The sequence below is a fragment of the Nocardioides sp. J9 genome, assembly GCF_007829375.1.
In the GTDB taxonomy this organism is placed as follows: domain Bacteria; phylum Actinomycetota; class Actinomycetes; order Propionibacteriales; family Nocardioidaceae; genus Nocardioides.
This window is the reverse complement of the sequence record NZ_VLJQ01000121.1, coordinates 75,745-100,093: the sequence shown is the minus strand read 5'-3', so window position 1 is coordinate 100,093 and position 24,349 is coordinate 75,745. Positions and strand designations below refer to the sequence as shown.

The 24,349-nt window shown below is 71.3% G+C and carries 21 protein-coding genes; 11 read left to right on the top strand and 10 right to left on the bottom strand.

Translation table 11 applies throughout. The features are described from left to right. The 3 genes from L615_RS20705 (at position 1) to L615_RS20695 (ending at position 2,391) form a co-directional block, all read left to right on the top strand. On the top strand, positions 1-189 hold the full coding sequence (locus tag L615_RS20705; RefSeq protein ID WP_028655352.1) for an AlpA family transcriptional regulator: 189 nt from the start codon (positions 1-3) through the stop codon (positions 187-189). Next, a complete protein-coding gene (locus L615_RS20700) occupies positions 176-1,414 on the top strand; it encodes a site-specific integrase (RefSeq protein WP_084255024.1) in 1,239 nt (412 codons plus the stop codon). The genes L615_RS20705 and L615_RS20700 overlap by 14 nt, the downstream gene beginning before the upstream one ends. A gap of 791 nt (positions 1,415-2,205) precedes the next feature. After that, the gene (locus L615_RS20695; protein WP_028655445.1) at positions 2,206-2,391 is read left to right on the top strand and encodes a hypothetical protein; all 186 of its coding nucleotides are present in this window, start codon (positions 2,206-2,208) and stop codon (positions 2,389-2,391) included. A gap of 91 nt (positions 2,392-2,482) precedes the next feature. Here L615_RS20695 and L615_RS20690 read toward each other — a convergent pair whose 3' ends face one another. Continuing rightward, positions 2,483-3,313, bottom strand: coding sequence for a mechanosensitive ion channel family protein (locus L615_RS20690; RefSeq protein ID WP_145726335.1), 831 nt, complete (start codon positions 3,311-3,313; stop codon positions 2,483-2,485). Positions 3,314-3,691: 378 nt separating this feature from the next. Here L615_RS20690 and L615_RS20685 point away from each other — a divergent pair, with 378 nt between their 5' ends. Beyond that, on the top strand, positions 3,692-4,411 hold the full coding sequence (locus L615_RS20685) for a hypothetical protein (RefSeq protein ID WP_145726334.1): 720 nt from the start codon (positions 3,692-3,694) through the stop codon (positions 4,409-4,411). Positions 4,412-4,430: 19 nt separating this feature from the next. On the opposite strand, the gene L615_RS20680 is transcribed toward L615_RS20685, so the two are convergent. The 7 genes from L615_RS20680 to L615_RS20650 form a co-directional block, all read right to left on the bottom strand. Next, positions 4,431-5,507 (bottom strand): ABC transporter ATP-binding protein, encoded by a 1,077-nt coding sequence (locus tag L615_RS20680; RefSeq protein WP_145726333.1) that lies wholly within the window; start codon positions 5,505-5,507, stop codon positions 4,431-4,433. Further along, complete coding sequence (locus L615_RS20675) at positions 5,507-6,574, bottom strand: ABC transporter ATP-binding protein (protein ID WP_145726332.1); 1,068 nt, start codon at positions 6,572-6,574, stop codon at positions 5,507-5,509. Before L615_RS20675 ends, L615_RS20680 begins: the two co-directional genes overlap by 1 nt. Beyond that, complete coding sequence (locus L615_RS20670; RefSeq protein ID WP_222430644.1) at positions 6,574-7,395, bottom strand: carbohydrate ABC transporter permease; 822 nt, start codon at positions 7,393-7,395, stop codon at positions 6,574-6,576. The genes L615_RS20675 and L615_RS20670 overlap by 1 nt, the downstream gene beginning before the upstream one ends. Positions 7,396-7,452: 57 nt before the next feature. After that, positions 7,453-8,391, bottom strand: coding sequence for a carbohydrate ABC transporter permease (locus tag L615_RS20665; RefSeq protein WP_028655452.1), 939 nt, complete (start codon positions 8,389-8,391; stop codon positions 7,453-7,455). Between the two features lie 6 nt (positions 8,392-8,397). Next, positions 8,398-9,804 carry an extracellular solute-binding protein gene (locus L615_RS20660; RefSeq protein WP_145726331.1) on the bottom strand — a complete coding sequence of 469 codons (1,407 nt, stop codon included), beginning with the start codon at positions 9,802-9,804 and terminating at the stop codon, positions 8,398-8,400. A gap of 101 nt (positions 9,805-9,905) precedes the next feature. Further along, a complete protein-coding gene (locus tag L615_RS20655; protein WP_145726330.1) occupies positions 9,906-11,384 on the bottom strand; it encodes an NAD-dependent succinate-semialdehyde dehydrogenase in 1,479 nt (492 codons plus the stop codon). Next, positions 11,381-12,658 carry an iron-containing alcohol dehydrogenase gene (locus tag L615_RS20650; protein ID WP_261376797.1) on the bottom strand — a complete coding sequence of 426 codons (1,278 nt, stop codon included), beginning with the start codon at positions 12,656-12,658 and terminating at the stop codon, positions 11,381-11,383. Before L615_RS20650 ends, L615_RS20655 begins: the two co-directional genes overlap by 4 nt. 182 nt (positions 12,659-12,840) lie before the next feature. Here L615_RS20650 and L615_RS20645 point away from each other — a divergent pair, with 182 nt between their 5' ends. From L615_RS20645 to L615_RS20625, 5 genes are all read left to right on the top strand, one after another. Then, entirely contained in the window at positions 12,841-13,620 is a 780-nt protein-coding gene (locus L615_RS20645) for a GntR family transcriptional regulator (protein WP_084255046.1), read from the top strand. A 131-nt stretch (positions 13,621-13,751) separates the two neighbouring features. Further along, a complete protein-coding gene (locus L615_RS20640) occupies positions 13,752-14,321 on the top strand; it encodes a DJ-1/PfpI family protein (RefSeq protein ID WP_028655455.1) in 570 nt (189 codons plus the stop codon). A 92-nt stretch (positions 14,322-14,413) separates the two neighbouring features. Beyond that, positions 14,414-15,148 carry an alpha/beta fold hydrolase gene (locus L615_RS20635; protein WP_222430643.1) on the top strand — a complete coding sequence of 245 codons (735 nt, stop codon included), beginning with the start codon at positions 14,414-14,416 and terminating at the stop codon, positions 15,146-15,148. Positions 15,149-15,196: 48 nt separating this feature from the next. After that, entirely contained in the window at positions 15,197-16,270 is a 1,074-nt protein-coding gene (locus L615_RS20630) for an NADH:flavin oxidoreductase (protein ID WP_145726327.1), read from the top strand. A gap of 85 nt (positions 16,271-16,355) precedes the next feature. Further along, positions 16,356-16,721, top strand: a complete 366-nt coding sequence (locus tag L615_RS20625; RefSeq protein WP_028655458.1) for a DUF1330 domain-containing protein — start codon at positions 16,356-16,358, stop codon at positions 16,719-16,721. A gap of 292 nt (positions 16,722-17,013) precedes the next feature. Here L615_RS20625 and L615_RS20620 read toward each other — a convergent pair whose 3' ends face one another. Then, positions 17,014-19,011, bottom strand: coding sequence for a fatty acid desaturase (locus L615_RS20620; RefSeq protein ID WP_145726326.1), 1,998 nt, complete (start codon positions 19,009-19,011; stop codon positions 17,014-17,016). 240 nt (positions 19,012-19,251) lie between these two features. On the opposite strand from L615_RS20620, the gene L615_RS20615 reads away from it, so the two are divergent. Then, positions 19,252-20,724: a long-chain fatty acid--CoA ligase gene (locus L615_RS20615; protein ID WP_145726325.1), complete on the top strand. Its 1,473-nt coding sequence runs from the start codon at positions 19,252-19,254 to the stop codon at positions 20,722-20,724. Further along, positions 20,721-22,259 carry an aldehyde dehydrogenase family protein gene (locus L615_RS20610; RefSeq protein ID WP_145726324.1) on the top strand — a complete coding sequence of 513 codons (1,539 nt, stop codon included), beginning with the start codon at positions 20,721-20,723 and terminating at the stop codon, positions 22,257-22,259. The genes L615_RS20615 and L615_RS20610 overlap by 4 nt, the downstream gene beginning before the upstream one ends. Positions 22,260-22,465: 206 nt before the next feature. Here L615_RS20610 and L615_RS20605 read toward each other — a convergent pair whose 3' ends face one another. Next, positions 22,466-24,217 (bottom strand): FAD-dependent oxidoreductase, encoded by a 1,752-nt coding sequence (locus tag L615_RS20605; RefSeq protein WP_028655462.1) that lies wholly within the window; start codon positions 24,215-24,217, stop codon positions 22,466-22,468. Between the last annotated feature and the right edge of the window lie 132 nt (positions 24,218-24,349).

The following is a 24,349-nucleotide window of genomic DNA, read 5'->3' as shown; positions in this document are numbered from 1 at the left end:
ATGGAGAGTCTGCTCTCGGTGGACGAGGTTGCCGAGTTCCTCGGCATTCCGGTGGCGACCCTCTACCAGTGGCGACACAAGGGCGCCGGCCCTGAGGCCTATCGCGTCGGCCGGCACCTCCGGTACGAGCCGGCCGCTGTGCGCGCATGGCTGGACGAACATCTGGCGGATCGCCATGGCCCACGTTGAACGGCGCGAGCGCCGCGGGAAAAACGGCCAGGTCCTGAGGTCCTACCGCGTCCGCTGGCGCGGTCCGGACGGCAAGGAGCGCAACAAGAGCTTCAAACGCAAGGTCGACGCAGACCGCTTCGCGGCCACGATTTCAGCCGATCTCGTGCGCGGTCAGTACGTCGACCCTGACGCGGGCAAGATCCTCTTCGAGACCTACGCCCGGAAGTGGCTCGCGGCCCAAACCTTCGATGAAGGCACCCACGTCGCCGTCGAGCTCAGGTTCCGCCTGCACGCGTTTCCGGTGCTCGGGAAACGGAATCTGAACGACATCCAGCCATCGACGATCCAGGGCTGGCTTCGCACGCTCACGGATCTCGCGCCGTCCTATCGACTGATCATCTTCGCGAACGTGTCGACGGTCTTCACGGCGGCGGTCGACGACGCCCTGATCGTCGCGAACCCGTGTCGAGCGCGGTCCGTCCGCCGCCCGAAGCGCGGGCACCACAAGGTCGTGCCCTGGACCCGGGATCGAGTGCTCGCCGTCCGCGACGAGTTGCCGCCGCGCTACCAACTCATGGTCTGGCTCGGTGCCGGACTCGGCATGCGGCAGGGCGAGATCTTCGGACTCTCCCCCGAGGACATCGACATCGACCGTGGTGAGGTGCACGTTCGGCGCCAGGTCAAGCTGGTCGGCAACAAGCAGATGTTCGGCCTGCCGAAGGGACGGAAGGTCCGAGACATTCCGCTGCCCGACGCGGTCCTGGAGGCGATCAACGCGCACATGACCGCCTACCCACCTATCGAGGTAACGCTCCCGTGGGACAGGACGGATGGGAAGCCCACGACCTTCTCGTTACTCCTGTACAGCCGCGAGAAGAAGGCGCTGGGCCGGAACTACATCAACACGTTCATCTGGAAGCCGGCGCTGAAGCGAGCGGGGGTGCCCATGACACGCGAGAACGGCAGCCACGCTCTCCGGCATTTCTACGCCAGCACAGCGCTCCATGAAGGTGAGTCGATCAAGGCCCTGAGTGAATACCTCGGTCACGCCGACCCAGGCTTCACCCTGCGCACCTACACCCACCTCGTCGAGGACAGTGCCGAGCGCACCAAGCGCGCCGTCGACGCCGTGTTCGGGCACCAGACGCCGGAGCCCGACCCAGACGACGCAGACAACGCAGAACCAGACGAAGGCCTCACGGAGGACGATGAGCCAGACGAGGGCGACGACGATGATGTCTGAGCACGCGGGGTTTGGCTTCATGACCGTGGCCAGAGCCGTGAAAGGGTCAAACTGGGATCGAACTGCCGTCGCCGGCGCGTGTCGCGACTCGGTGACGTGCGGCCACGGCGCGGCCCACGAGCCCTGAAATCGAGCGTTTGAGCAGGTCAGGGGCCACCCGGCGTCAGAACTACGACATCTGATCCAGTGGGCGGAACCCGCCCCTGACCGCGATCACCGAACCCCCCGTCGGCGTGTTCCCCAGGAGCGCCGGCGGGGGTTCGCGCTTGCCCGGCCCGGGGAGAAGCCGCCCGGTGGGCACTCTGGTTGCGACCTGGGACCGCGACGGTCTGGGGAGCGGACCGACCAGACCTGTCGGCGGAGAGCGCCTCGTCGGGGCCACGCCAAGGCGCCGACGGCACAGCCCGGCAGGATCTCCGGAGTTTGTGGCCGACACCAGCGGAACCGATAGGCCGCATCACCAGCGCGGACCCGTATGGCGGCCGATCCTCGAGGCACAGGTTGTCTGACAACGTGCGCCGAGATCGGGCGGCGCACCCGGGGAGGGCAGGAGGCCATGAGCTCCCGCGGTGCGCACCATGACTCCTTCCGCCGGCGTCGCCAGGCACGGCCGGTCGCGTGTGGGACCACGACCAAGGGACGCTCCCGGTGCCGTCGCCAGCGGCGCTGGCGGAAGGGCCTGCCGCACCGGCAGACAGCAGTAGCTGGACCCAGCTGCTTGCGACGGTTTCGTGCCGGCACCACGCAGGCAGCTCGCCACGATCCCCTCGCAGTCACCGAAGGGGATCGCCGTGGTAGACGACCACGCCGAGTCGATCAGGACGCTCACCTACAGCGTCGAACGCCTCGCGGACGCCCTCACGTACCTCGCCGAGAGGCACCAGGCCCTCGCCGAACGTGTCGAAGCGCTCGAGGCCACGGTCAGCGCCCTCGACGACATCTGCCATCGGAGCGTCCGGGACCGCCACCCAGGATGAGGCGTGGCCCCTGTGGTGCAGGTCGAGGACACGGTTCCCAGGACGCGACCGTCGCCGGCAGGGGTCCGAAGCCCCTGCCGGCACTCGGGCGTCAGGGACGCTCGCCGCGGCCTTCTGTCGACCAGGTGGTCGTCGGGTCGAACTGTTGCGTACTGGTGCTGGGATCGGTGACGCCCGGAGGCGGCGTCGGCGGCGGCGTCTGGCGCGCGGGAGGTGCGGCGCTCGTGCTCGCCTGCCCGGCGTGACGTCGCGAACGAGTGCGCTCGGCCTCCTCACGGCCCTTCCGATAAGCGTCCTCGAGCATCGACTGGGCCACCGGGCGTCCCCCGAGCCCGAAGGCGAGCGCCAGACCCAGCGCGAGCGCCCCCATGGTGGCCGCGAACGCGATGCGGACGATCTCAGGTGCGATCTGGAGCTGCTCGAGGATCATGAACAGCGCAATGACCATCACGACGGCAGGAGCCACCGTCGCGACGATCCGCCCCGTGGGCGTGTCACCCATCGTCCGGGAGACAGCAGCGGCGATACCGCCGGAGACGAGGGCCGCGACGACGAAGATGGCGATCGCCACGAGGACGTTCGGCAGGTAGGCCAGAACGTCGTTCATGAACCTGGTGAGCTCCGGGATGTCCAGGGCGGTCACCGCAGCCACCGCGAAGAACACCAGCACGAACCAGAAGGCGACCAGCGCGACCGCGTGCGACACGCTGGCACCGGGCAGTGCCCGCTCGACGTAACCGTGCGCACGGGACCGCTGCATGTGGTCGTCGATGCCAGTCATGGCCAGGCCCTTGCGCACCGCGGTGCGGACGAGTCTCGCCACGATCCACCCGATGACCAGCAGGACCAGGAAGCCGATCAGGTTCGGCAGGAAGCCGATGAACCTGTCCAGGGCATTCTGCAGGCTGTTCTCGATATCCATTTGTTCTCTCCCCCCGAAGGTCGCGGGACTCCCCACGACGTGCAGGAGCAGTACCTCCCGCGACCACCCTCACACGGGGCGGCGTCGTGCGTACGGCCCACGCGTGGGTCCTCTCGGTACGTCGGCAGCCGCGCCGGAGCCCGAGCAAACCCCGTCTGTCTCCCGCTGGGCGCGCCGCCGTGGGCTCGCACGTAGGCGGTCCGCCGAGCGTGGCGGCACATTCCGCTCGCTCGGGCGTTCGCACGACCGCAACCAGCCGACAGGCCGAGGATCACGTCCCCGTCACCGGCCAGATCTGGCGTAACCGACGTGCGCCGGCCAGTCCGCACCTAAGATCGGGCGGTGCGCAACCCTCTTCGTCTCCTTGCCGTTGCCTTGATGTCCCTCGCCCTCGTGGCGCCGGGGACGCCGGCCCACCCCGAGCCGAGTGCGGAGCGCGCAGCAGCGAGGCACCCGTGGCTCGGCTACTACCCCGCCGTGGGCGTCAAGTGCACCTACGAGGTGCGGGACTTCATCGGCGACGAGGTCGACACGGAGTGGAGCAGGGTCGCGGAGAAGACGAGCAGGCGGATCGTCATCCGGAGCAGCGAGGGCCCGAGCCGGTACACGCTGCTGCGGGGCGGCAAGGTCGGCCTCCGCGAGACGACGTCCGACCGCGAGGACGGCTACTCCTACCGCATGGTCATGCGCATGACCTACCCGTCGCCGAGCGGGATGCGTCGAGGACTGGCCGAGAAGGGGACGCTCACCCTCTCCATGACGCTCCCGGCCCGCGAAGCGCGGGTGCTCCTCAAGAGCGGGCGGACCATGACGACCAAGGCGACCTTCCGCATCAAGGGACTCGGGCAGCGCCAGATCCCGCTTGCGGACGACGACCGCACCCAGGTGCGCGCCGTGGGCATGAAGCTGGCCTTCGCGTCGATGACTATCAGCAACGTGAAGAAGCGGTACGTCGCGGCCTTCAAGTCGGAGTTCCGTCCGACGCTGAAGTCCTTCAACCGCACGTCCTGGATCGCGCCCCGACGCGGGGTCGTCCTGCTGAAGGCCCTGGACGACGACGGCCTCGAGGAGACCACGCGCCAGATCGGCTGCCGCTGAGCGGACCCGCCCGCCGGGCTCACCGCCCCGTCCCGGCCAGTGCCAGGCCGGTGTCGGCGTCGAAGAGGTGGGCGCGGTCGAGGTCGACGACGACCGACATCCGCTCGCCGCGGGTCCCGGTGACGGTGGGGCGGGCCTTCACCTTGACCATCGCGTCGCCGATCTTGACGTCGACCAGCGTCCGGTCCCCCAGCGGCTCGAGGCCGTAGAGCTCGCCGTCCAGGGCCACGTCGCTGCGGCGCTCGACCGACAGGTCCTCGGCCCGCAGGCCCAGCAGGAGGGGGCGGCCGTCCTCGGCCGTCGCCCACTGCGGCCGCGGCAGCTTCCACCCCTCGGCGCCGATGAGCTGGTCGCCCTCGGCGTGGCAGGCGAGCAGGCTGATGCGGGGGCTGCCGACGAAGCCGGCGACCCACTTGTTCGCCGGGCGCTCGTACACCTCTGTCGGTGTGCCGACCTGCTGCACCGTGCCGTCACGCAGGACGGCGAGGTGGTCGGCCATCGAGAGGGCCTCGACCTGGTCGTTGGTGACGTAGACGAACGTGCCGCCGAGGCTGCGGTGGATGCGGGTGAGCTCGGTGCGCATCTCGACCCGGAGCTTGAGGTCGAGGTTGGTCAGCGGCTCGTCCATCAGGAACGCCCGTGGCCGTCGTACGAGCGCACGCGCCAGCGCGACCCGCTGCATCTCGCCACCGGACATCTGCGCCGGTCGCCGGTCCAGCAGCCGCTCGATGTGCAGGAGCTCGGCGACCTGCGCGACCGCGGCCCGGATCTCGTCCGCCGGCGCCTTGCGGGCGCGCAACGGCGAGGCGATGTTCTCGAACGCGGTCTGCCGGGGGTAGAGCGCGTAGCTCTGGAACACCATGGCCAGGTCGCGGGCGGCCGGCGGGTCGTGGGTGGCGTCGCGCCCGTCGAGGTGGACGGTCCCGGCGTCGAGCCGCTCCAGCCCGGCCAGCGCCCGCAGCGTCGTCGTCTTGCCCGCCCCGGACGGACCGAGCACGACGAAGAAGGACCCGTCGGGCACCTCCAGCGTCACGTCGTTCAGCGCCTGCACGTCTCCGAAGGACTTGCGCAGCCCCTGCGCGCTCACGGTTCCCATCAGGCCACCAGCTCTTCCGTGGTCGTGTCGTAGACGGGCGGGGTGCCGCCCGCGTGCCGCAGGCCGACCGGGGCGTCCTCGCCGAACCGCACGGTGGGTGGCATCCGCACCCGTACGTCGCGCTCGCCGCCGTGGTCGACCACGTAGATGATCTCGTCGCCCAGCGCCTCCGCGGACACGATCCGGGCGGGGACCGCGCCCTCTGCCCCGGGCTGGGTGACCTCCAGCGCCTCGGGCCGTACGCCGGCGACCAGCTGSCGGKCGCGCGGGAGACCGGGCGGCGGGGTGAGCGTGAGCCCGCCCGGCGCCCGCAGCGCGCCGTCGGCCACCTCGACCTCGAGCAGGTTCATCGGCGGTGACCCGATGAACCCTGCGCAGAAGAGGCTCGCCGGCCGCTGGTAGACCTCGAGCGGGGTACCGACCTGCTCGACCCGGCCCTGGTTGAGGATCGCGATCCGGTGACCCAGCGACATGGCCTCGACCTGGTCGTGGGTGACGTAGACCATCGTGGTCCCGAGCTCGGCCTGGAGGTGCTTGATCTCGGTGCGCATGTCGGCACGCAGCTCCGCGTCGAGGTTGGTCAGCGGCTCGTCCATGAGGAACGCCCGCGGTCGTCGTACGAGTGCACGCGCCAGCGCGACGCGCTGCTGCTCGCCGCCCGAGAGCCGGTTGGGGCGCCGGTCGAGGAGCTTCTCGAGCTTCATCATCCGCGCGGCCTCGTCGACCCGCTCCCGGACCTCGGCCGCGGGCAGTCCCTCGGCCCGCAACGGGAAGGCCAGGTTGTCCCGGGTGCGCAGATGCGGGTACAGCGCGTAGAACTGGAAGACCATCGCGATGTCCCGCTCGGCGGGCTCCAGGTCGTTGAGCAACGTGTCCCCGATGTGGATGTCGCCCGACGTCTGCCGCTCCAGGCCGGCGATCGCGCGCAGCGTGGTGGTCTTGCCGCAGCCCGACGGGCCGAGCATGACGAAGAGCTCACCGTCGCCGATGGACAGGTCCACGCGGTCGACCGCGACGGTCCCGTCGGGATAGCGCTTGTGCAGGGCGCTCACCTCGATGCCGGCCATCAGCGACGCACCGCCCCGAGGGTCACGCCCGCCACCAGGTGCTTGCGGACGAGGTAGGTGAACACCAGCACCGGCAGCGCGAACACCACGGCGGACGCAGCCACCAGGCCCCAGTCGACGGTCGTGCCGCCGATCAGGCCGGCGATCGCCGGTGGTGCGGTCCGCACGTCCGAGCTGGAGGTGAGGAAGATCGCGAAGACGAACTCGTTCCACGAGAAGATCAGCGCGAACACCGCCGTCGCTGCGATGCCCGGGACGAGCAGCGGGAGGGTGACCTTGTAGAACGCCTGGAACCGCGAGTAGCCGTCCAGCATCGCGGCGTCCTCGTACTCCGCGGGGACCTCGTCGATGAAGCCCTTCATCATCCAGATCGTGAACGGCACGTTGAACGCCGTGTAGATCAGGACGAGGCCGAGCTTGGTGTTGATGAGCCCGAGGTCGCGGTACATGAGGAAGATCGGGATCACGACGACCACGGGCGGCATGAACCGGGTCGAGAGGATGAAGAACAGCTGGTCCTTCTTCGCCTTCAGCGTGAAGCGCGAGTAGGCCCAGGCGGCCGGCACCCCGAGCAGCGTCGCCAGCGCCGTCGAGGCACCCGCGACGATGACGGAGTTGAGGAACGCGACCGAGAGGTCGGAGCGGCCACCGCCGGGCTTCACGAAGACGTCGCGGTAGTGGTCCAGCGTCGCGTCGAACCCGATGAACTGCGCGGGTACGGCGTAGACGTCGCGGCCGTCCTTGATGGAGGTCTCAACCATCCACAGGACGGGGAACAGCATGGCCACCGCCAGCAGGAGCAGCAGCCCGCCCTCGATCACCGCGCGGGCCCGGCTCGGAAGCCGGACCGGGGACGGCCTCGTCGACGGAGAGCGCCATCACCCCTCCTTCAGCTTGTTGAGGTAGCGCAGGTAGAACTGCGCCAGGACGATGACGACGAGGACCATCAAGATCCCGTACGCCGATGCGGTGCCGGTGTCGAAGCCGAGGAACGCGACCTTGTAGACGTGGAAGGACAGCGTCTCGGTCGACACCCCCGGACCGCCGTTGGTCAGGATGTAGACGGTGTCGAACTGGCGGAAGGCCTCGATCGCGCGGAACATCACGGCGATGAGCAGCAGCGGCCAGACCAGCGGCAGCGTGATGTAGCGGAAGCGGAACCACTCCGACGCCCGGTCGATCGCCGCCGCCTCGTAGAGGTACTTCGGGACGGCGGTCAGGCCGGCCAGTGCGATGAGCATGATGAACGGCGTCCACTGCCAGGTGTCGACCACGACCAGGGACAGCATCGCGGTCCGCTGCTGGGTCAGCCACTCGACCTGGCCGAGGCCCAGCGACCCGAGGAGGCTGTTGACGACGCCGAACTGGGTGTCGAGCATGAACCGCCAGAACAGACCGACGACGATCGGTGAGAGCATCATCGGCACCAGGAACATCGTGGTGAGGGCGCCCCGGCCGCGGGTCCGCCGCGAGATCAGGTAGGCGATGCTGAAACCCAGGACGGTCTGCAGGCCGACCGCCCCCACGACGTAGATCAAGGTCGTCAACGCCCGCTGACGCACCTGCGAGGAGGTCAGGACCTCCGCGTAGTTGTCGAAGCCCACGAAGCTGGCCGGCACGTCCCGCGCTGCCGAGTAGTCGGTGAACGACAGGTAGAGCGCCCACAGCAACGGGAAGACCGACATCGCCAGCAGCAGCAGCATGGCCGGCGAGATGAACCCGATCGCGAGCCATCGGTCGCCGAGGCGGGAGAGCCGCCCTGGAGCAGGAGGCGACACGGTCGCCTCCTGCTCCGGGGTCTCGAGCGTCGAGGTCATCGGCCGTCAGTCCAGCCCGCCGCTGGACTCCAGCACGGACTGCTGCTGCCGGGCGATCTCGTCGAGAGCCTCACGCGGGTCCTTGGCGCCGTTGAGCGCGGCGTTCACGTTGGTGTTCTCGATGTCGATCAGGCGGGCGTACTCGGGCACGTTCCACATGTCGCGCAGGCGCGGGACCGACTCGGCGTACACCACGTTGAACGGTGCGGCGTCGAGGAACTCCGGCGACTGCAGCGCGTCGGTGCGCGAGGGCACGCCACCCGCGGCAGCCCACTTCTTCTGGACCTCCGGCTGCTGGAACCAGCGCATGAAGTTCAGCGCCTCGAGCTGCTCGGCCTCGGAGGTGTACGCCGAGACGTGCATCCCCATGCCGCCCAGCGGCACGACGTCGGCGTCCTGGGACGGCAGGGTCGCGAAGCCGAGCTTGTCGAGGATCTCCTCGCGGGTCTTGCCGAGCGTCGACTGGGCCGGGTCGAGCAGACCGCCGCTCGCGGCGATCCACTGGAAGGCGATGCACGCCTTGCCCTGGGCGACGGCGGCGTTGACCTCGTCGATGAACCAGTTGCCCGAGCCCTTCGCGGTGAGCGGCTTCATCTGGTTGACGAGGACGTCCATGGCCTTGTGCCCGGCCTCGTCGTTGATGACGCCCTCGATCTTCCGGTCCTTGGACTCCCAGAGGTTGCCGCCGTACACGCCGTTCACCGTGTTGTAGGTGACGGCTGCTGCGTCGGAGCCGTTGGACTGGTGGAACGCGAGCCCGCTGACACCGGGGTTCTCGTCCTGGCAGGTCTTGGCCGCGGCGATCATCTCGTCCCAGGTCTTCGGCGGCTCCTCGCCGATGAGGTCCTTGCGGTAGATCATCGTCCACGTGTCGCCGAGCAACGGCAGGCCGTAGAGGCTCGCGTCCTCGTCGCGCTGACCGGTCTCGGCCTGGGGGTACTGGCCGTACGCCGCCAGGAGGTAGGGGTCGTAGGCATCGGTGTCGATGTTCTCCTCGACGAACTCGGTGATGTCGAGGATGTTGTCGTTCGTCACGGCCTCACCGATGTGCTGCGAGTCCAGGACCGCGATGTCGAAGTCGGTCTGGCGCGCGGCGAACTGGGTGAACATGGCGTCGTGCCAGTTGGCGTTGGGCACCGTGTCGACCTTGATGGTCACGTTGGGGCGCTCCTTGGTGTACTCCGCGTTCGCGAAGTCCTCGAGCGCCTGCGCCGGCGGCCACTCGAACCAGATGAAGTTGAGGGTGACCGGGTCGTCGGTCAGGTCGTCGAGCTCGGACGGCGCCTCCTTGCTGGCGGGCTCGGAGTCGTCCCCGCACGCGGCGAGCCCGAGGCTCACCAGCATCGCGACGGCGGTGGCCCCCGCCAGCCGGGCGCGACGGGCCGGCCCTCGGGATCGGTTGGCGAATCGCATTGTTGTCTCCTCGTTCCTTCGCGAGCGGGTGGTTCGGCTCGTGGTTCCTCAGGTTCTTGCGGGTGGTGGTGGTTGTGGGTGGTGCTGTTCTCGTTCGTGGATCACCAGGACGTCGCGACGTACTGGGCCTCCAGGAACTCGAGGAGCCCTTCGGTGCTCCCCTCGCGGCCGAGTCCGCTCTGCTTGGTGCCGCCGAAGGGGGCGGCAGGGTCCGAGACGAGGCCTCGGTTGAGGCCGACCATCCCGCTCTCGAGGCGCTCCGCCAGGCGGAGGCCACGGGCGAGGTCGGCCGAGTACAGGTAGCTGACGAGGCCGTACTCGGTGTCGTTGACGGAGCCGAGCACGGCCTCCACGTCGTCGAACCGGACGACCGGCGCCACGGGCCCGAAGATCTCCTCGCGCAGCAGGCGGGCGTCTGCGGGTACGTCGACCAGGACGGTGGGCGGGTAGAAGCAGCCGGGGCCCTCGCCCGGGCTGCCGCCGAGCAGGACGCGGGCGCCCCGGCTGACGGCGTCGGACACCAGCTCGTCCACCTTGCGCACCGCCTCTGCGTTGACCAGAGGTCCGCAGTCGGTGGCGTCGTCGGTGCCGGGGCCGACGGTGAGCGCACCCATCCGCTCGACGAGACCGTCGACGAACGCGTCGTGGATCCCGCCCTGGACGTAGAAGCGGTTGGCCGCCGTGCAGGCCTGGCCGCCGTTGCGCATCTTGGCCACCATCGCGCCGTCGAGCGCGGCGTCGAGGTCGGCGTCGTCGAGGACGACGAACGGCGCGTTGCCGCCGAGCTCCATCGCGGTCTTGAGGACGCGGCCGGCGGCGATCCCCAGCAGCACCCGGCCGACCTCGGTGGACCCGGTGAACGACACCATCCGGGTGCGCTGGTGCGTCAGCATCGCCTCGACGACGGGGCCGGGCGAGGAGGTGGTGACGACGTTGACGACGCCGGCGGGAAGGCCGGCCTCCTCGAGCAGCGCGGCGACCGCCAGTGCGGTGAGCGGGGTCTCCGCGGCCGGCTTGAGGACGGTCGTGCAGCCCGCGGCCACCGCCGGCGCGATCTTCCGGGTCGCCATGGCCGCCGGGAAGTTCCAGGGCGTGACGAGCACGCTGACGCCCACCGGCTGGTAGGACACGAGCAGCCGGTTGGCGCCCGAGGGTGCCGTGCCGAGCTGGCCGCGCAGCCGCACCCCCTCCTCGGCGTACCACCGGAAGAACTCGGCGGCGTACGACACCTCGGCGCGGGCGTCGCCGAGCGCCTTGCCGTTCTCGAGGCTGATCAGCCGGGCGAGCGCCTCGCTGCGCTCCTGCATGAGGTCGAAGGCGCGCATCAGGACGCCGGCCCGGTGCCGCGGGGACGTCGCCGCCCACCCGGCCGCGGCCGCGGCTGCGGCGTCGACCGCGGCGACCCCGTCCTGCGGGTCGGCGTCGGCGACGGAGGTGAGCACTGTCCCGGTCGCCGGGTCGCTCACGTCGAGGCGGCGCCCGGTGGCCGAGCCGCGCCAGGCACCGCCGATGAGGAGGTCGGTCGGCTGGGCCAGGCCCGGCACGACGGCAGGCTGGGCGGGCTGTGCGAACGCGGTCATCGCGCACCTCCTGCTGCGGTGAGGTCGGGCTCGTCCAGGTCGTGCACGGCCGCGGAGGAGTCGCGGAGCGCGGCGCGGTCGCCGGCGTACGCCGCCCGGACGATCTGCTCGACGGTGTCCACGTCGAGCGGCCGGGGGTTGTTGGCCACCAGCCGCTGGGCCCCCATCGCCTGCTCGGCGGTCCAGCGCAGCTGGTCGGCCGGCAGCCCGAGGTCGGCGAGGGAGGAAGGGATGCCGACCGCGTCCAGCAGCGCGGCGACCCGGTCGATCGCCTCGGTGGCGAGGTCCTCGGCGGAGGCGTCGGGCGAGGCGCCCATCGCCAGGGCGATCGCGGCGAGCTCGGGGATCCGGGCCGGACGGTTGAACTCCATCGCATAGGGCAGCAGTGCGCCCACCCCGAGGCCGTGCGCGGTGTGGGTCAGGGCCCCGACGGGGTACTGGATGGCGTGCGCCACCGCGGTGCCGGCGCTGCCGAGCGCGAAGCCGCCGGCCGTCGCGCCGAGCATCATCGCCTCGCGGGCGACGAGGTCGTCCGGCGTGGACCACGCTCGCTGCAGGTGGGCCGTGATGACGCGGACGCCGAGCAGCGCGAAGACGTCGGTCAGCTCGTTCTTGCCCACGAAGACCCGCTCGGTGCCGACCTCCGCGACCACCGGACGTCGCACGGCGGTGAAGGCCTCGATCGCGTGGCAGAGCGCGTCGGCGCCGGCCGCCGCCGTGAGGCCGGGCGGGCAGCCGACGGTGAGCTCCGGGTCGCAGATCGCGGTGTGCGGGATCAGGTGCGGGCTCGAGATGCCCACCTTGCTGACCCGCTCGGGATCCGTCAGGACCGCGACCGGCGTGACCTCCGACCCGGTGCCGGCGGTGGTCGGGAGTGCGACGACCGGCACAACGGGGCCGGGGACGCGGAGCTCGCCGTAGTAGTCGGCAGGGTCACCGCCGTGGGTCAGGACGACGGCGACGGCCTTGGCGAGGTCCAGGCAGCTGCCGCCCCCCATCCCGACGATGACATCGGGCCCGATGCCGGCGGCCAGCTCGGCACACTGGGCGACCTGGTGGACCGGGACGTCGGGCAGCACCTCGGTGTACGTCGTCACGCCGACCCCGGCCTCCTCGAGGACCTGGACCAGCTCGGCGAACTCGGGGGTCGCGCCGAACCGGGCGTCGGTGCACACCAGGGCACGTCGGCCCAGGCCCGCAGTCATCGTCCCGAGCGCGCGCCGCTGCCCTGCTCCGAAGAGGACCTGACGCGGACCGCGCAGAACGCCGAGCATGCTCACGGGGGACTCCCTTGCGTGGTTCGGGATGGTGGGACCATCGGTCGTGGGAACCGGTTCGGAGGAACGGCTACTTCTGGAAGCAGGCGATTTCCTATACGATCCGATTTCGTGAACAATGCATGAACTGGAAGGCCGTGTCAACAGACTCGGGGGAAGATTCCATGGAAGGAACGCGCATGGCTGGCGACCGACTGGTCCGGACCGATCCCGACTCCGCGACCGAGGCGAACGACCCCGAGCCGACCCGGCTCGGCAGCAGCTCGCCCCGCCACGGGAAGACCCGCGGCCGGATGGCGGACGAGGTGCACGCGACCTTGATGCGCGAGCTGATGTCGCTGCGGATCGTCCCGGGCGCCCGCCTCACCATCGACACGCTGGCCCGCGAGCTGGGCGTCTCGCAGACCCCGATCCGCGACGCACTGAACCGCATGGAGGCGGACGGCCTGGTCGTCCGCGTGCCCAACGCGGGCTACCGCATCCCCCCGCAGATCACCCGCGACCGGTTCGAGGACATGGTCGAGGTACGCCTCCTGCTCGAGCCCGCAGCGGCCCGCCGCGCGGCCGAACGAGCCACGAAAGCGCAGGTCAACGAGCTGCGGAGGATGATCGACGAGATGGCCGAGCTGGTCGAGGGCGGCGGCCAGGTGGCCTACGGAGACTTCGGCCTGCGCGACGCCGCGCTCCACGACCTGGTGGCCCAGGCGGCCGGCAACGAGCTGGTCCGGGAAGCGCTCGCCCGCCTGCACGCCCACGTCCACCTGTTCCGGCTCGTCTACGACACCCAGGTCACCTTCCTGGCGATGGGCGAGCACGAGGAGATCCTCAAGGCGATCGCCGCGCGCGACCCCGACGCGGCGGCGTACTCGATGCGGCAGCACATCCTGCTCTCCCGCGACCGCTTCCAGGTCCTCCTCGACCGCGCCGAGGCGTCCGCGGCATCGGCCGACGAGACCTGAGACACCGGGGCGGCGCCCGCACACAACCCGGATCTGGGGGTTGACGCCGCGTAGGTGGAGCGGGATTCTTAGCCCAATCCGGGTTCGATCGGATCGGATTTGATACCAGCCCACCTCCCGAGGAGAGAGACGTGCCCAGAGCGCTGCTCCTGGCCGGCGACGCCGCCGAAGAGCTCGACACCATGTACCCCTACTACCGCGTCCAGGAGGGCGGCTGGCAGGTCGACGTCGCCAACCGCTCGATGCGGCCCATCCAGCTCGTCATCCACGAGTTCGACCCCGAGTGCGACGCCTACGTCGAGAAGGACGGCCGCAAGCTGCCCGTCGACGTCTTGTGGTCCGAGGTCGACGTCGAGGCGTACGACGCGCTGATCATCCCGGGCGGTCGCGCCCCGGAGTGGATCCGCGACGACGCCGACGTACGCCGGATCACCGAGCACTTCTTCGCCCGCGACCTGCCGATCGCGCTGATCTGCCACGGCGCCCAGGTGCCGGCCGTCTACGGCTTGCTGAAGGGCCGCCAGACCGCCTGCTTCCCGCCGATCACCGGTGACATGGAGAACGCCGGCGCCACCGTCGTCGACGCACCCGACGTGGTCGACGGCAACCTGGTCTCGTGCCGCGGGTGGCCCGACATGCCGCAGTTCGGCCGGGTGCTGATGGAGGTCTTCGACAAGTCCGTCAGCTCCGCGACCGCGTGAGCGCCGGGACTCCTGCGCTCACGGCAGGGGGGCGCACGGTCGTCGTCGGGGGCCTTCCGGTCTCGCTCCTCGACGTAGGCGACGGTCCGTTCGTGCTCCTCCTGCACGGCTCCGGCCCCGGCACCACCGGGGCCGGAGCCTGGTCGGCGACGGCCACGGCGCTCGCGGGCCGGGTCCGCTGCATCGCGCCCGACCAGGCCGGCTTCGGCCACTCGCCGCTCCCGCACGGGTCCCGCGGCGGCCTGCAGGTGTGGACCGAGCGCGCCGCCGCGCTGATGGACGAGCTCGGCGCGTCGTCGTACTCGGTCGTGGGCCACTCGATGGGCGGCGCGGTCGCCCTCGCCCTCGCCGCCGCGCTCCCCGAGAGGGTCACCCGCGCCGTCGCCGTCTCCACGATGGGGGCGCCCGGCGCTCCCCTCTCCCCCGACCTCGACGCCTTGTGGGGCGCTCCCCCGGGACCGCACGGCGCCCGGGACATGCTGGGTCGGCTCCTCCACGACCCCGCCCTCGTCACCGACGCCGCCGTCGCCGCCCGGGCCGAGGCCATGGAGGCCGGCAAGGACGCCTTCGCCGCGCTCTTCCCGCCGCCGCGGAAGCGCTGGGTCGACGACCTCGCCCTCTCCCCGACCACCCTCGCGGCCATCCGCGCGCCGGTCCTCCTGGTCCACGGCGCCCGGGACCGCGTCACCCCGCTCGGCGAGTCGGCACTCCCCCTCCTCGACCACGTCCCCGACGTGCGCCTCCACGTCTTCGGGCGGTGCGGCCACGTGCCCGCCGTCGAGCACCCCGGGGAGTTCCACCGGCTGCTGCTGGACTTCCTGGCCTGAGGGCGCACCGCTGCTCACGAGGTTGGCTCGCACTGAGACCATTCCGGGGTGTCCGCACTCTCCGACAGCCTTCGTCCCGCCCACGGCCCCGCCTGGCGCAACCGGTTGGCGCTCGCGCCGCTGACCAACACCCAGAGCAACGACGACGGCACCCTGTCCGACGACGAGCTCGACTGGCTGGTGGCCCGGGGACGCGGGGGCTTCGGGCTGACCGTGACCTGCGCTGCGTACGTCTCCCCCGAGGGCCGGGCGTGGCGTGGCCAGCTCGGCATCGCGAGCGACGACCACCTCCCCGGCCTCACCCGACTCGCCGCGGGGCTGCGGGCCACCGGCACCCGCTCGGCGGTGCAGCTGCACCACGCCGGGATGCGCGCCGACGCCGGCCTCAACGGGACGGCCAACGTGGCGCCCTGGGACGAGCCGCGCAAGGACGCCGTCGCCCTGACCACCGAGGGCGTGGACCGGGTCGTCACCGACTTCGTCGACGCCGCCGTGCGGGCGGAGCAGGCCGGGTTCGACGGCGTGCAGGTCCACGGCGCCCACGGCTACCTGCTGGGCCAGTTCCTCGACGGCCGCTCCAACCACCGCGCCGACGGCTACGGTGGCCCGCTGGAGCACCGGATGCGGGCCCTGCTCGAGGTGGTCACCGGGATCCGTGCCGCCACCGGACCCGATTTCCAGCTCGGCCTCCGGCTCAGCCCGGAGGGCTACGGCATCACGGTCGCGGAGGGCCGCGAGACCGCGCGTACCCTGCTCGCGACCGGCGTGCTGGACTACCTCGACATCTCGCTGTGGGACGTGCGGATGCGCCCCCGCGACACGTCGTACGACGGCCTGCTGATCGACCACTTCACCGACCTGCCCCGGCACGGGGCGCTGCTGAGCGTCGCCGGCAAGGTCACCTCGGCCGCCGACGCCCGGTGGTGCCTGGACAAGGGCGCCGACGTCGTCTCGGTCGGCATCGGCGCGATCCTGCACCACGACTTCGCCGCCCGGGCCATCGCGGACCCCGGGTTCGAGGTGCGCGCGCGTCCCGTGCCCGCCGAGGTCCTGGCCGCGGAGCACGTCGGCCCCGCCTTCGTCGACTACCTCGCGGCGGGCTGGGACGACCTCGTCGCCTGACCTCTCGTGGGCACGGCGCGGCGGCAGGTGGGCCGGGTGGGCCGGGTCCCGCCGGCGACCGATGCTCCGTGCGAGACTCCCGGCCATGGCGATCGATCCCAGCGGCAAGGACGTGAAGCGCTTCCTCGAGGAGGACCCGGACGGACCGGTGGTGATGCTCAACCTGCTGCGGTTCGCCGAGGGCGGGCGCGAGCTCTACGACCAGTACGCCGAGGCCGTCACCACGACCTTCCTCCCGCGGTACGGCGGCAAGGTCGTCTACGCCGGCAGTGGCTCGACCGCGCTCGTGGCCGAGGACGGCCAGGCGTGGGACGCCGTGCTGCTGGTCCGCTACCCGTCGCGGGCGGCGTTCTGCCAGATGGTCGCCGACCCGGAGTACCAGCAGGTCACGCAGCTGCGGACCCGGGCGCTCGCCGAGGCCGTGCTCCAGCCCACCTCCGCCTGGGCGTAGCGGTAACCGGGCGAGTCAGGAGGTCGCGGCCAGGCCGATCAGCAGCGCGACAGCGGCAGCGCCGAGCGTCAGCCAGCACGCTTGGGACACACCACACGTCGGCGCCTGCCGGTGGCCCTCCGCCGACGCGTCGGTGCGGGCGGACGCCGCGTGGGCTGGCATCCTGCGTGGGGCGCGCGACCGGGGCGCGCCGGCGGAGGGGGTCTGCGAGGAGGGTCTCGACGAGCGGACGGGCGGCCAGGTGCTCCCTCGCACCCAGCCACCCCGGTCCGCGCTCCCCTCCGCGACGCCGTCAGGCGTCGTAGTCCACGCGGACCTCCTCGCTGACCGGGTGCGCCTGGCAGGTCAGCACGTAGCCGTCCGCCACCTCGGCGTCGTCGAGGGCGTGGTTCTGGTCCATGACGGCCTTGCCGAGGAGGACCTTGGCGCGGCAGGTGCCGCAGGCGCCGCCTGCGCAGGAGTACGGCGGGTCGATGCCGGCCTGCAGCGCGGCGTCGAGGATCGACTCGCCGGTCGACGCGAGCTCGAAGGTCGATTCGACCCCACCCACGGACACGATGACCTGGCTGGTGATCTCCACGTCGACGGCCGACTCGGCCTCGGCGAGGTGGAAGACCTCCGAGAGGACCTGCCCCCGGGCGGTGGGTGCGAGGGCACCCCGCACGTCGTCGACCATCTCCTGCGGTCCGCAGAGGAACCAGGCGTCGACGTCGGCCGCGTCGGGCACGAGGCTCGTGACCAGCGCCGGCGAGATGCGGCCCGCCAGCGCGGCCCCGGGCTCGCGGGACAGGACGCGGTGGACGACGAGGCGCTCGCCGTACCGCTCCTCCCATGCGCGGATCTCGGCGTCGAACATGGTCGAGTCGGCGGTGCGGTTGCCGTAGACGAGGGTGAACCGGCTCCGCGGCTCGCAGTCGAGCGTGGTGGGGATCGTCGACATCATCGGCGTGATGCCCGAGCCGGCGACCACCGCGACGTGGTGGCGCGCCTGCCCGGCGTCGAGCGGCACGTTGAAGGATCCGGTCGGCGTCATCACGTCGAGGAGCTCGTCGACGGCGAGATCCTGGTTGACGTAGGTCGAGAACACGCCGCCCTCGATCTGCTTGACGGCGACGCGCAGGGTGTTGGCCTCGACCGGCTCGACGAGCGAGTAGCTGCGCCGCACCTCGACGCCGCCGACCACGGCCCGCAGGGTGATGTGCTGGCCCTGTGTGTAGCGGTACTCCGCCGCCAGGTCGGCCGGGACGTCGAAGGTGACCACCGTGCTGTCGTCGGTCAGTCGCTCCACCGCGGAGACCCGCAGCGGGTGGAAGACCGGCCGGCGGGTGGTGCCGTCGCCGGCGCTCGGGGCGAGCTCATCGGTGAGGCGGCGCCACGTCCGGTACTCGCTGGCCGTCAGCGACCGGCCGAACCAGGTCGAGATCGCCGCGTTGCGGTCGAGGTAGGCCTGCTCGTTGCGCCGCCAGGCGCGGACGTAGCGGTAGAACGGGATGCTCGGGTGCAGGTGGTGCACCAGGTGGTAGTTCTGGTAGACGAACAGCGGCGTGAGCAGCGCCTCGCCGCCGACACGGACGCGGGTTGCCTGGTACTTGTCCTCGCGCTGCGTCCGGGTCAGGCCGTGGTGCGGCAGGTAGTCGAACCACCATGCGAGGATCATGATCCCGATCCGCTGCGGGATGAACCACGCCCACAGCAGCTCGTGGCCGTAGCCCGCGGCGGCGACAGCGGCGAAGGCACCGGCGACGACCGTGAACACCAGCAGGACCGAGACCACCTCGCGCCGCGGCCGGTCGTTGATCCGGCGCAGGTAGTAGACGATGTACCAGATGTCGATGGTCGCCCACCGGAACGGGTACTGCCAGGCCGGACCCTCGTCGCACCACTTGTCCGGGTCGATCGACTTCGGCTCGTTGGTGTTGCGGTGGTGCTCGATGTGGATGAACTTCACCAGCGGGAAGGTCGCCCACGGCACCACCAGCGGCACGGACAGGTGACCCAGCGCGTCGTTGACGCGGGTGTTGGTGCTGATGGCGTGGTGGGTCGCCTCGTGCAGCACGCTGAACATCAGGAACGTGACCGCGGCCCCCATGGGCACCGTCACCCACGGCGACCAGCCCCAGGCCAGGGCGCCGGCCAGCTCGATCCCGAAGAGCGCCAGCGTGCCGACGTACAGGGCCAGCGTGGGCCAGGCCATCCGCGGCACGCGCTCGCCGGGATCCGGCAGCCCGGTGACCGGCTGGCGCAGCTGCGGCCGGGCGGTGTCTTCACGGAGTCCGGTTGACGTGTCCATGGCGCCACCGTAGGGCGCGCCGCCGGGGCGTGGCCTGTGCAGAAGTACAACGCTGGGCGGAGCGCTTGGACGGGCCACCGAGCCGGGAGCGCCCGCGCTGTCGTCGGCCTCCCCGACGCCGCCGCCCGGGTGGGCATTGGGCGGGCGACCAACGCCCCGCTGCAGATTTGGCCCTGCGCACGTATCGCCCCGGTGTGGCGTTGCCGACACTCGTCGTCACCATCCCGAGAAGGAGCTTCGATGACGAACCTGGGCGCACTGCTCACCACGACCGCCGCGGCCCACCCCGAGCGCGCCGCCATCCGCATGGACGACGCCGTGCTGTCCTACAGCGCGCTGGACGCCGCGAGCGCCCGCATGGCCGGCCACCTGGTCGCCGCGGGGGTCCGCCCGGGCGACCGCGTCGGCGTGATGCTGCCCAACGTGCCGTACTTCCCCGTCGTCTACTACGCCGTGCTCCGCGCCGGCGGCGTCGTGGTGCCGATGAACGTGCTGCTCAAGGAGCGCGAGACCGGCTTCTACCTCAGCGACTCGGGCGCGAAGCTCGTCGTCGCGTGGCACGACTTCCTGCCGGCCGCCCAGGCGGGCGCCGCCGAGGCCGGTGCCGAGTGCCTGTCCGTCGTGCCCGGCGAGCTCGAGAAGCTGCTGGCCGCCGCCACGCCGGCCCCCGAGGTCGTCGACCGCGACGACAGCGACACGGCCGTGATCCTCTACACCTCCGGCACCACCGGCAAGCCCAAGGGTGCCGAGCTCACCCACGCCAACCTCCGCAGCAACGTCGAGACGGTCGTCGCGATGCTCGAGCTGACCCCGGAGGACGTGATCCTGGGCGCGCTCCCCTTGTTCCACTCCTTCGGCCAGACCGCCGGCCTCAACGCCGCCATCGCCTCCGGCGCGTGCCTGAGCGTGATCCCGCGCTTCGACCCCGCCAAGGCCGTGGAGATGCTGGACCGCGACGACGTCACGATCTTCGAGGGCGTGCCGACCATGTTCTCCGCCATGCTGCACACGCCCGGGCGCCCCACGCACGGCTCCCTGCGCCTGTGCGTCTCGGGCGGCGCGGCCATGCCGGTCGAGGTCATGCGCGGCTTCGAGGAGGCGTTCGGCTGCATGGTCCTCGAGGGCTACGGCCTGTCCGAGACCTCGCCCGTGGCGTCGTTCAACCACCCCGACCGCGAGCGCAAGGCCGGGTCGATCGGCACCCCGATCGCCGGGGTCGAGATGAAGCTCGTCGACGTCCGCGACGACGGCGTCGGCGAGATCGCGATCCGCGGCGCCAACGTGATGCGCGGCTACTGGAACCGCCCCGACGCGACCGCCGAGGCGATCGACGCCGACGGGTGGTTCCGCACCGGCGACCTCGCCCGGGTCGACGAGGACGGCTACTTCTTCATCGTCGACCGCTCGAAGGACATGATCATCCGCGGCGGCTACAACGTCTACCCGCGCGAGGTCGAGGAGGTCCTCTACGAGCACCCGGCGATCGCCGAGGCGGCGGTCGTCGGCATCCCGGACGCCGAGCTCGGTGAGGAGGTCGTCGCGGTGATCGCCTTCCGCCCGGGTGCGGAGGCCGACCCCGGCGAGGTCCAGCGCTTCGTCCAGGACCGGGTCGCTGCCTACAAGTACCCCCGCAAGGTGTTCGTCCGCGACGAGCTGCCGAAGGGGCCCACGGGCAAGATCCTGAAGCGCGACATCCAGGTGGTCCCGGCGTGACGACCGCGACGAAGGCCAGCAAGCGCACCACAGCGGCCCAGCCGGTGCAGATCCGGGTCGACAACCCCGCCACGGGCGAGGTCCTCACCCACGTGCCGAACCTGACCGCGGCCGAGGTGGCCGAGGTCGCCGCGCGGGCCAGGGCGGCACAGCCGGGCTGGGAGCAGCTCGGCTTCGAGGGCCGGGCCGCCGTGCTGCGTCGGATGCAGCGCTGGGTCGTCGACCACGCCGACGAGGTCGCGCGCACGATCTGCTCCGAGACGGGCAAGGCCTACGAGGACGCGCTGCTCGCCGAGATCAACTACGGGGCGGCAGCGTTCGGCTTCTGGGCGAAGCAGGCCCCGTCGTACCTCGCCGAGACCCGGGTGCGCTCCGCGCAGCCGCTGGTCGCCGGGAAGAAGCTGGTCCAGCGCTACCGCCCGATGGGCCTCGTCGGCGTCATCGGCCCGTGGAACTACCCGCTGACCAACTCCTTCGGTGACTGCATCCCGGCGCTGGCCGCCGGCAACGCCGTGCTGCTCAAGCCGTCCGAGCTGACGCCCCTGACCTCGCTGCTGCTGGCCGAGGGCCTGGCTGCGAGCGGGCTGCCGGACGGCGTGTTCAACGTCGTGACCGGCACCGGCGCGACCGGGTCGGCGCTCGTCGACGAGGTCGACATGGTGATGTTCACCGGCTCCACCGCGACCGGGCGCAAGGTCGCGGCCCAGGCGGCGCAGCGGCTCGTCCCGGTGTCGCTGGAGCTCGGGGGCAAGGACCCGATGATCGTGCTGGCCGACGCCGACCTCGAGCGGGCGGCCACGCACGCGGCGTACTACTCGATGTTCAACTGCGGGCAGACCTGCATCTCCATCGAGCGCTGCTACGTCGAGGCACCCGTGTACGACGAGTTCGTCGACCTGGTCACGAAGAAGGTCACGGCGCTGCGCCAGGGTGTCCCGGGCGGCCCGGGGAGCGTGGACGTCGGCTCGCTCACCTCGCCCGCGCAGGTGGACATCGTCGAGCGCCACGTCCGTGACGCCGTCGCTGCCGGCGCGCGGGCGCTGACCGGCGGGCAGCGGCCCGACCGTGAGGGCCTCTGGTTCCCGCCCACCGTCCTGGTGGACGTGGACCACGACATGACCATCATGCGCGAGGAGACCTTCGGCCCGACCCTGCCCGTCATGAAGGTCGCCGACGCCGAGGAGGCTGTGCGGCTGGCCAACGACAGCGAGTACGGGCTGTGCGGGTCGGTGTTCGGCCGTGACCTCGAGCGTGCCGAGGCCGTCGCACGTCGGCTCGAGGTCGGGGCGGTCACGGTCAACGACGCCCTGGTGAACTACACCGCGCTGGAGCTGCCGATGGGTGGCGCCAAGCCGGCGTCCGGGATCGGGCGCCGCCACGGCAAGGAGGGCATCACCAAGTACTGCCGTCAGCAGTCGGTGCTCGTCTCCCGCTGGCACCTGCGCCGCGACCTGCACACCTACCCCTACCGGGCGAGCCGCACCCGCGTGCTGGCGCGGCTCCTGGCCGTCCTCAACCGGGGTGCGAAGGACTAGCCGGCACCGCCGCGGCTGAGCCGACGACAGCAGGACGCCGCAGGACCCCACGTCGGTGGGGCCCTGCGGCGTCCTCGTCGTTGCACGCTGCTGCAACCGCTGCAGCCGCTTGCCGCCGCAGCCAGCAGCTGCGGGCACGCCGAAAGGGGCACCGTCCGGCGTCCCCCCTGCCGCCGGACGATGCCCCTGCTCGAGGGCGGGTCGGGCTACGCCTTCGCGTCCTTGCCGCCCACCACGAAGAGCGGGAGCCGCAGCGCGGCCGGTGCGGTCGGCGGCACCACCGGGCGGGCCGGGGCCACCGGGGCGAGGCGCTCGTACGACGAGCCGAGGGCCGGCCGCTGGTCTGCCTCTCCCTTGTTGGGCCACAGCGACATGGCGCGCTCGGCCTGGGCGGTGATCGTGAGGCTCGGGTTGACCCCCAGGTTCGCCGAGATCGCGGCCCCGTCGACGACGTGCAGCCCGGGGTGCCCGTAGACCCGGTGGTACGGGTCGATGACGCCCGTCCGAGCGGAGTCGCCGATGGGGCAGCCGCCGAGGAAGTGCGCGGTCATGGGGATGTTGAAGATCTCGCCCGTGGTCGAGTAGGAGCCACCGTCGATCCTGGCGCTGATCCGGCGCACGACGTCGTTGGCCACCGGCAGCCACGTCGGGTTCGGCGCGCCGTGCCCCTGCCGGGAGGTGAGCCGGGCACGCTTGCCCTTGCGCCCCTTCTTCGGGAACACGGTGATCGAGTTGTCGCTGGTCTGCATGACCAGGGCGATGATGGTCCGCTCCGGCCAGCTGCCCAGTCCCAGCACGGTGGAGGCCAGCAGGCCGGGGTGGCGCACCGCCTGGCCGATCCACCTGACCCAGCGCGGCACGCGACCACCACCGTCGGTCATCAGCGTCAGCAGCAGGCCCATGAGGCCCGACCCCTTGCCGTAGCGGACCGGCTCGACGTGGGTGACGTCGTCGGGGTGGATCGACGACGTGATCGCGACTCCGTGGTGGAAGTCGTACTTGTCCTTGTTGCGCATCTTCGTGCTGGACGCGCACAGCGCCTCGGAGTTGGTCCGGGTCAGGTAGCCCAGCCGGTCCGAGAGGTTCGGCAGGTCTCCGGAGCGCCGCATGCCGTGCAGGAGCTCCTGCGTCCCCCACGTCCCGGCGGCGAGCACGACCTGGCCCGCGGTGATCGTCGTCGTACGACTCGCGGATCGTCCCGTCCGGTGCGTCACCACGTCGTAGCCGCCGTCCGGGCGCTGGCGGACCGCGCGGACCGTGGTGCGCTCGCGCACCTCCGCCCCGGCCCGCTCAGCCAGGTAGAGGTAGTTCTTGAGCAGCGTGTTCTTCGCGTTGTGGCGACAGCCCGTCATGCACTCGCCGCACTCCAGGCAGCCGCGGCGCTCCGGACCGGCGCCGCCGAAGTACGGGTCCGGCACCGCCTGGCCGGGCTGCTTGGTGCCGTCCGCACCGAAGCAGACCCCGATCGGCGTGGGCCGGTAGGTGTGGCCGACGCCCATGTCCTCGGCGACCTGCTTCATGATGTCGTCCGACGGGGTGACCGTGGGGTTCTCGACGACGCCGAGCATCCGCTTGGCCTGGTCGTAGTAGGGCGCGAGCTCCGACTTCCAGTCGGTGATGTGCGCCCACTGCGCGTCCTCGTAGAAGGCCGGCGACTTCGGCTCGTACAGGGTGTTGGCGTAGTTGAGGGAACCACCGCCGACACCGGCGCCGGCCAGCACGACGACGTCGCGCAGCAGGCGGATCCGCTGGATGCCGAAGCAGCCCAGGCGCGGTGCGAAGAGGAAGCGCCGCACGTCCCACGACGTCCTGGCGAACTCGTCGTCCTCGAAGCGGCGGCCCGCCTCCAGCACGCAGACGCGGTACCCCTTCTCCGTCAGCCGCAGCGCGGTGACCGATCCGCCGAACCCGGAACCGACGACGACGACGTCGTAGTCGTTGGCCTGGTTGCCCTTCATCCCACTACCTCCTGACCGGCATGACCCTCGTCACGTCCGCAACCTCATCCCACCGCGCCCGGCGCAGCCGGTTCTCGTTCCGCGCGCCAATGCCGATCAACCGGTTTGGGCAGCCGGACAACCCGGTCGGGG

Excerpts from the sequence above, each read along its gene's own strand:
- L615_RS20685 (WP_145726334.1), top strand. The coding sequence starts at position 3,692 with ATGTCCCTCGCCCTCGTGGCGCCGGGGACGCCGGCCCACCCCGAGCCG.
- L615_RS20605 (WP_028655462.1), bottom strand. The coding sequence starts at position 24,217 with ATGAAGGGCAACCAGGCCAACGACTACGACGTCGTCGTCGTCGGTTCC.
- L615_RS20650 (WP_261376797.1), bottom strand. The coding sequence starts at position 12,658 with ATGCTCGGCGTTCTGCGCGGTCCGCGTCAGGTCCTCTTCGGAGCAGGG.
- L615_RS20690 (WP_145726335.1), bottom strand. The coding sequence starts at position 3,313 with ATGGATATCGAGAACAGCCTGCAGAATGCCCTGGACAGGTTCATCGGC.
- L615_RS20665 (WP_028655452.1), bottom strand. The coding sequence starts at position 8,391 with ATGACCTCGACGCTCGAGACCCCGGAGCAGGAGGCGACCGTGTCGCCT.
- L615_RS20625 (WP_028655458.1), top strand. The coding sequence starts at position 16,356 with ATGGCGATCGATCCCAGCGGCAAGGACGTGAAGCGCTTCCTCGAGGAG.
- L615_RS20705 (WP_028655352.1), top strand. The coding sequence starts at position 1 with ATGGAGAGTCTGCTCTCGGTGGACGAGGTTGCCGAGTTCCTCGGCATT.
- L615_RS20680 (WP_145726333.1), bottom strand. The coding sequence starts at position 5,507 with ATGGGAACCGTGAGCGCGCAGGGGCTGCGCAAGTCCTTCGGAGACGTG.
- L615_RS20615 (WP_145726325.1), top strand. The coding sequence starts at position 19,252 with ATGACGAACCTGGGCGCACTGCTCACCACGACCGCCGCGGCCCACCCC.
- L615_RS20655 (WP_145726330.1), bottom strand. The coding sequence starts at position 11,384 with ATGACCGCGTTCGCACAGCCCGCCCAGCCTGCCGTCGTGCCGGGCCTG.
- L615_RS20645 (WP_084255046.1), top strand. The coding sequence starts at position 12,841 with ATGGCTGGCGACCGACTGGTCCGGACCGATCCCGACTCCGCGACCGAG.
- L615_RS20700 (WP_084255024.1), top strand. The coding sequence starts at position 176 with ATGGCCCACGTTGAACGGCGCGAGCGCCGCGGGAAAAACGGCCAGGTC.
- L615_RS20660 (WP_145726331.1), bottom strand. The coding sequence starts at position 9,804 with ATGCGATTCGCCAACCGATCCCGAGGGCCGGCCCGTCGCGCCCGGCTG.
- L615_RS20620 (WP_145726326.1), bottom strand. The coding sequence starts at position 19,011 with ATGGACACGTCAACCGGACTCCGTGAAGACACCGCCCGGCCGCAGCTG.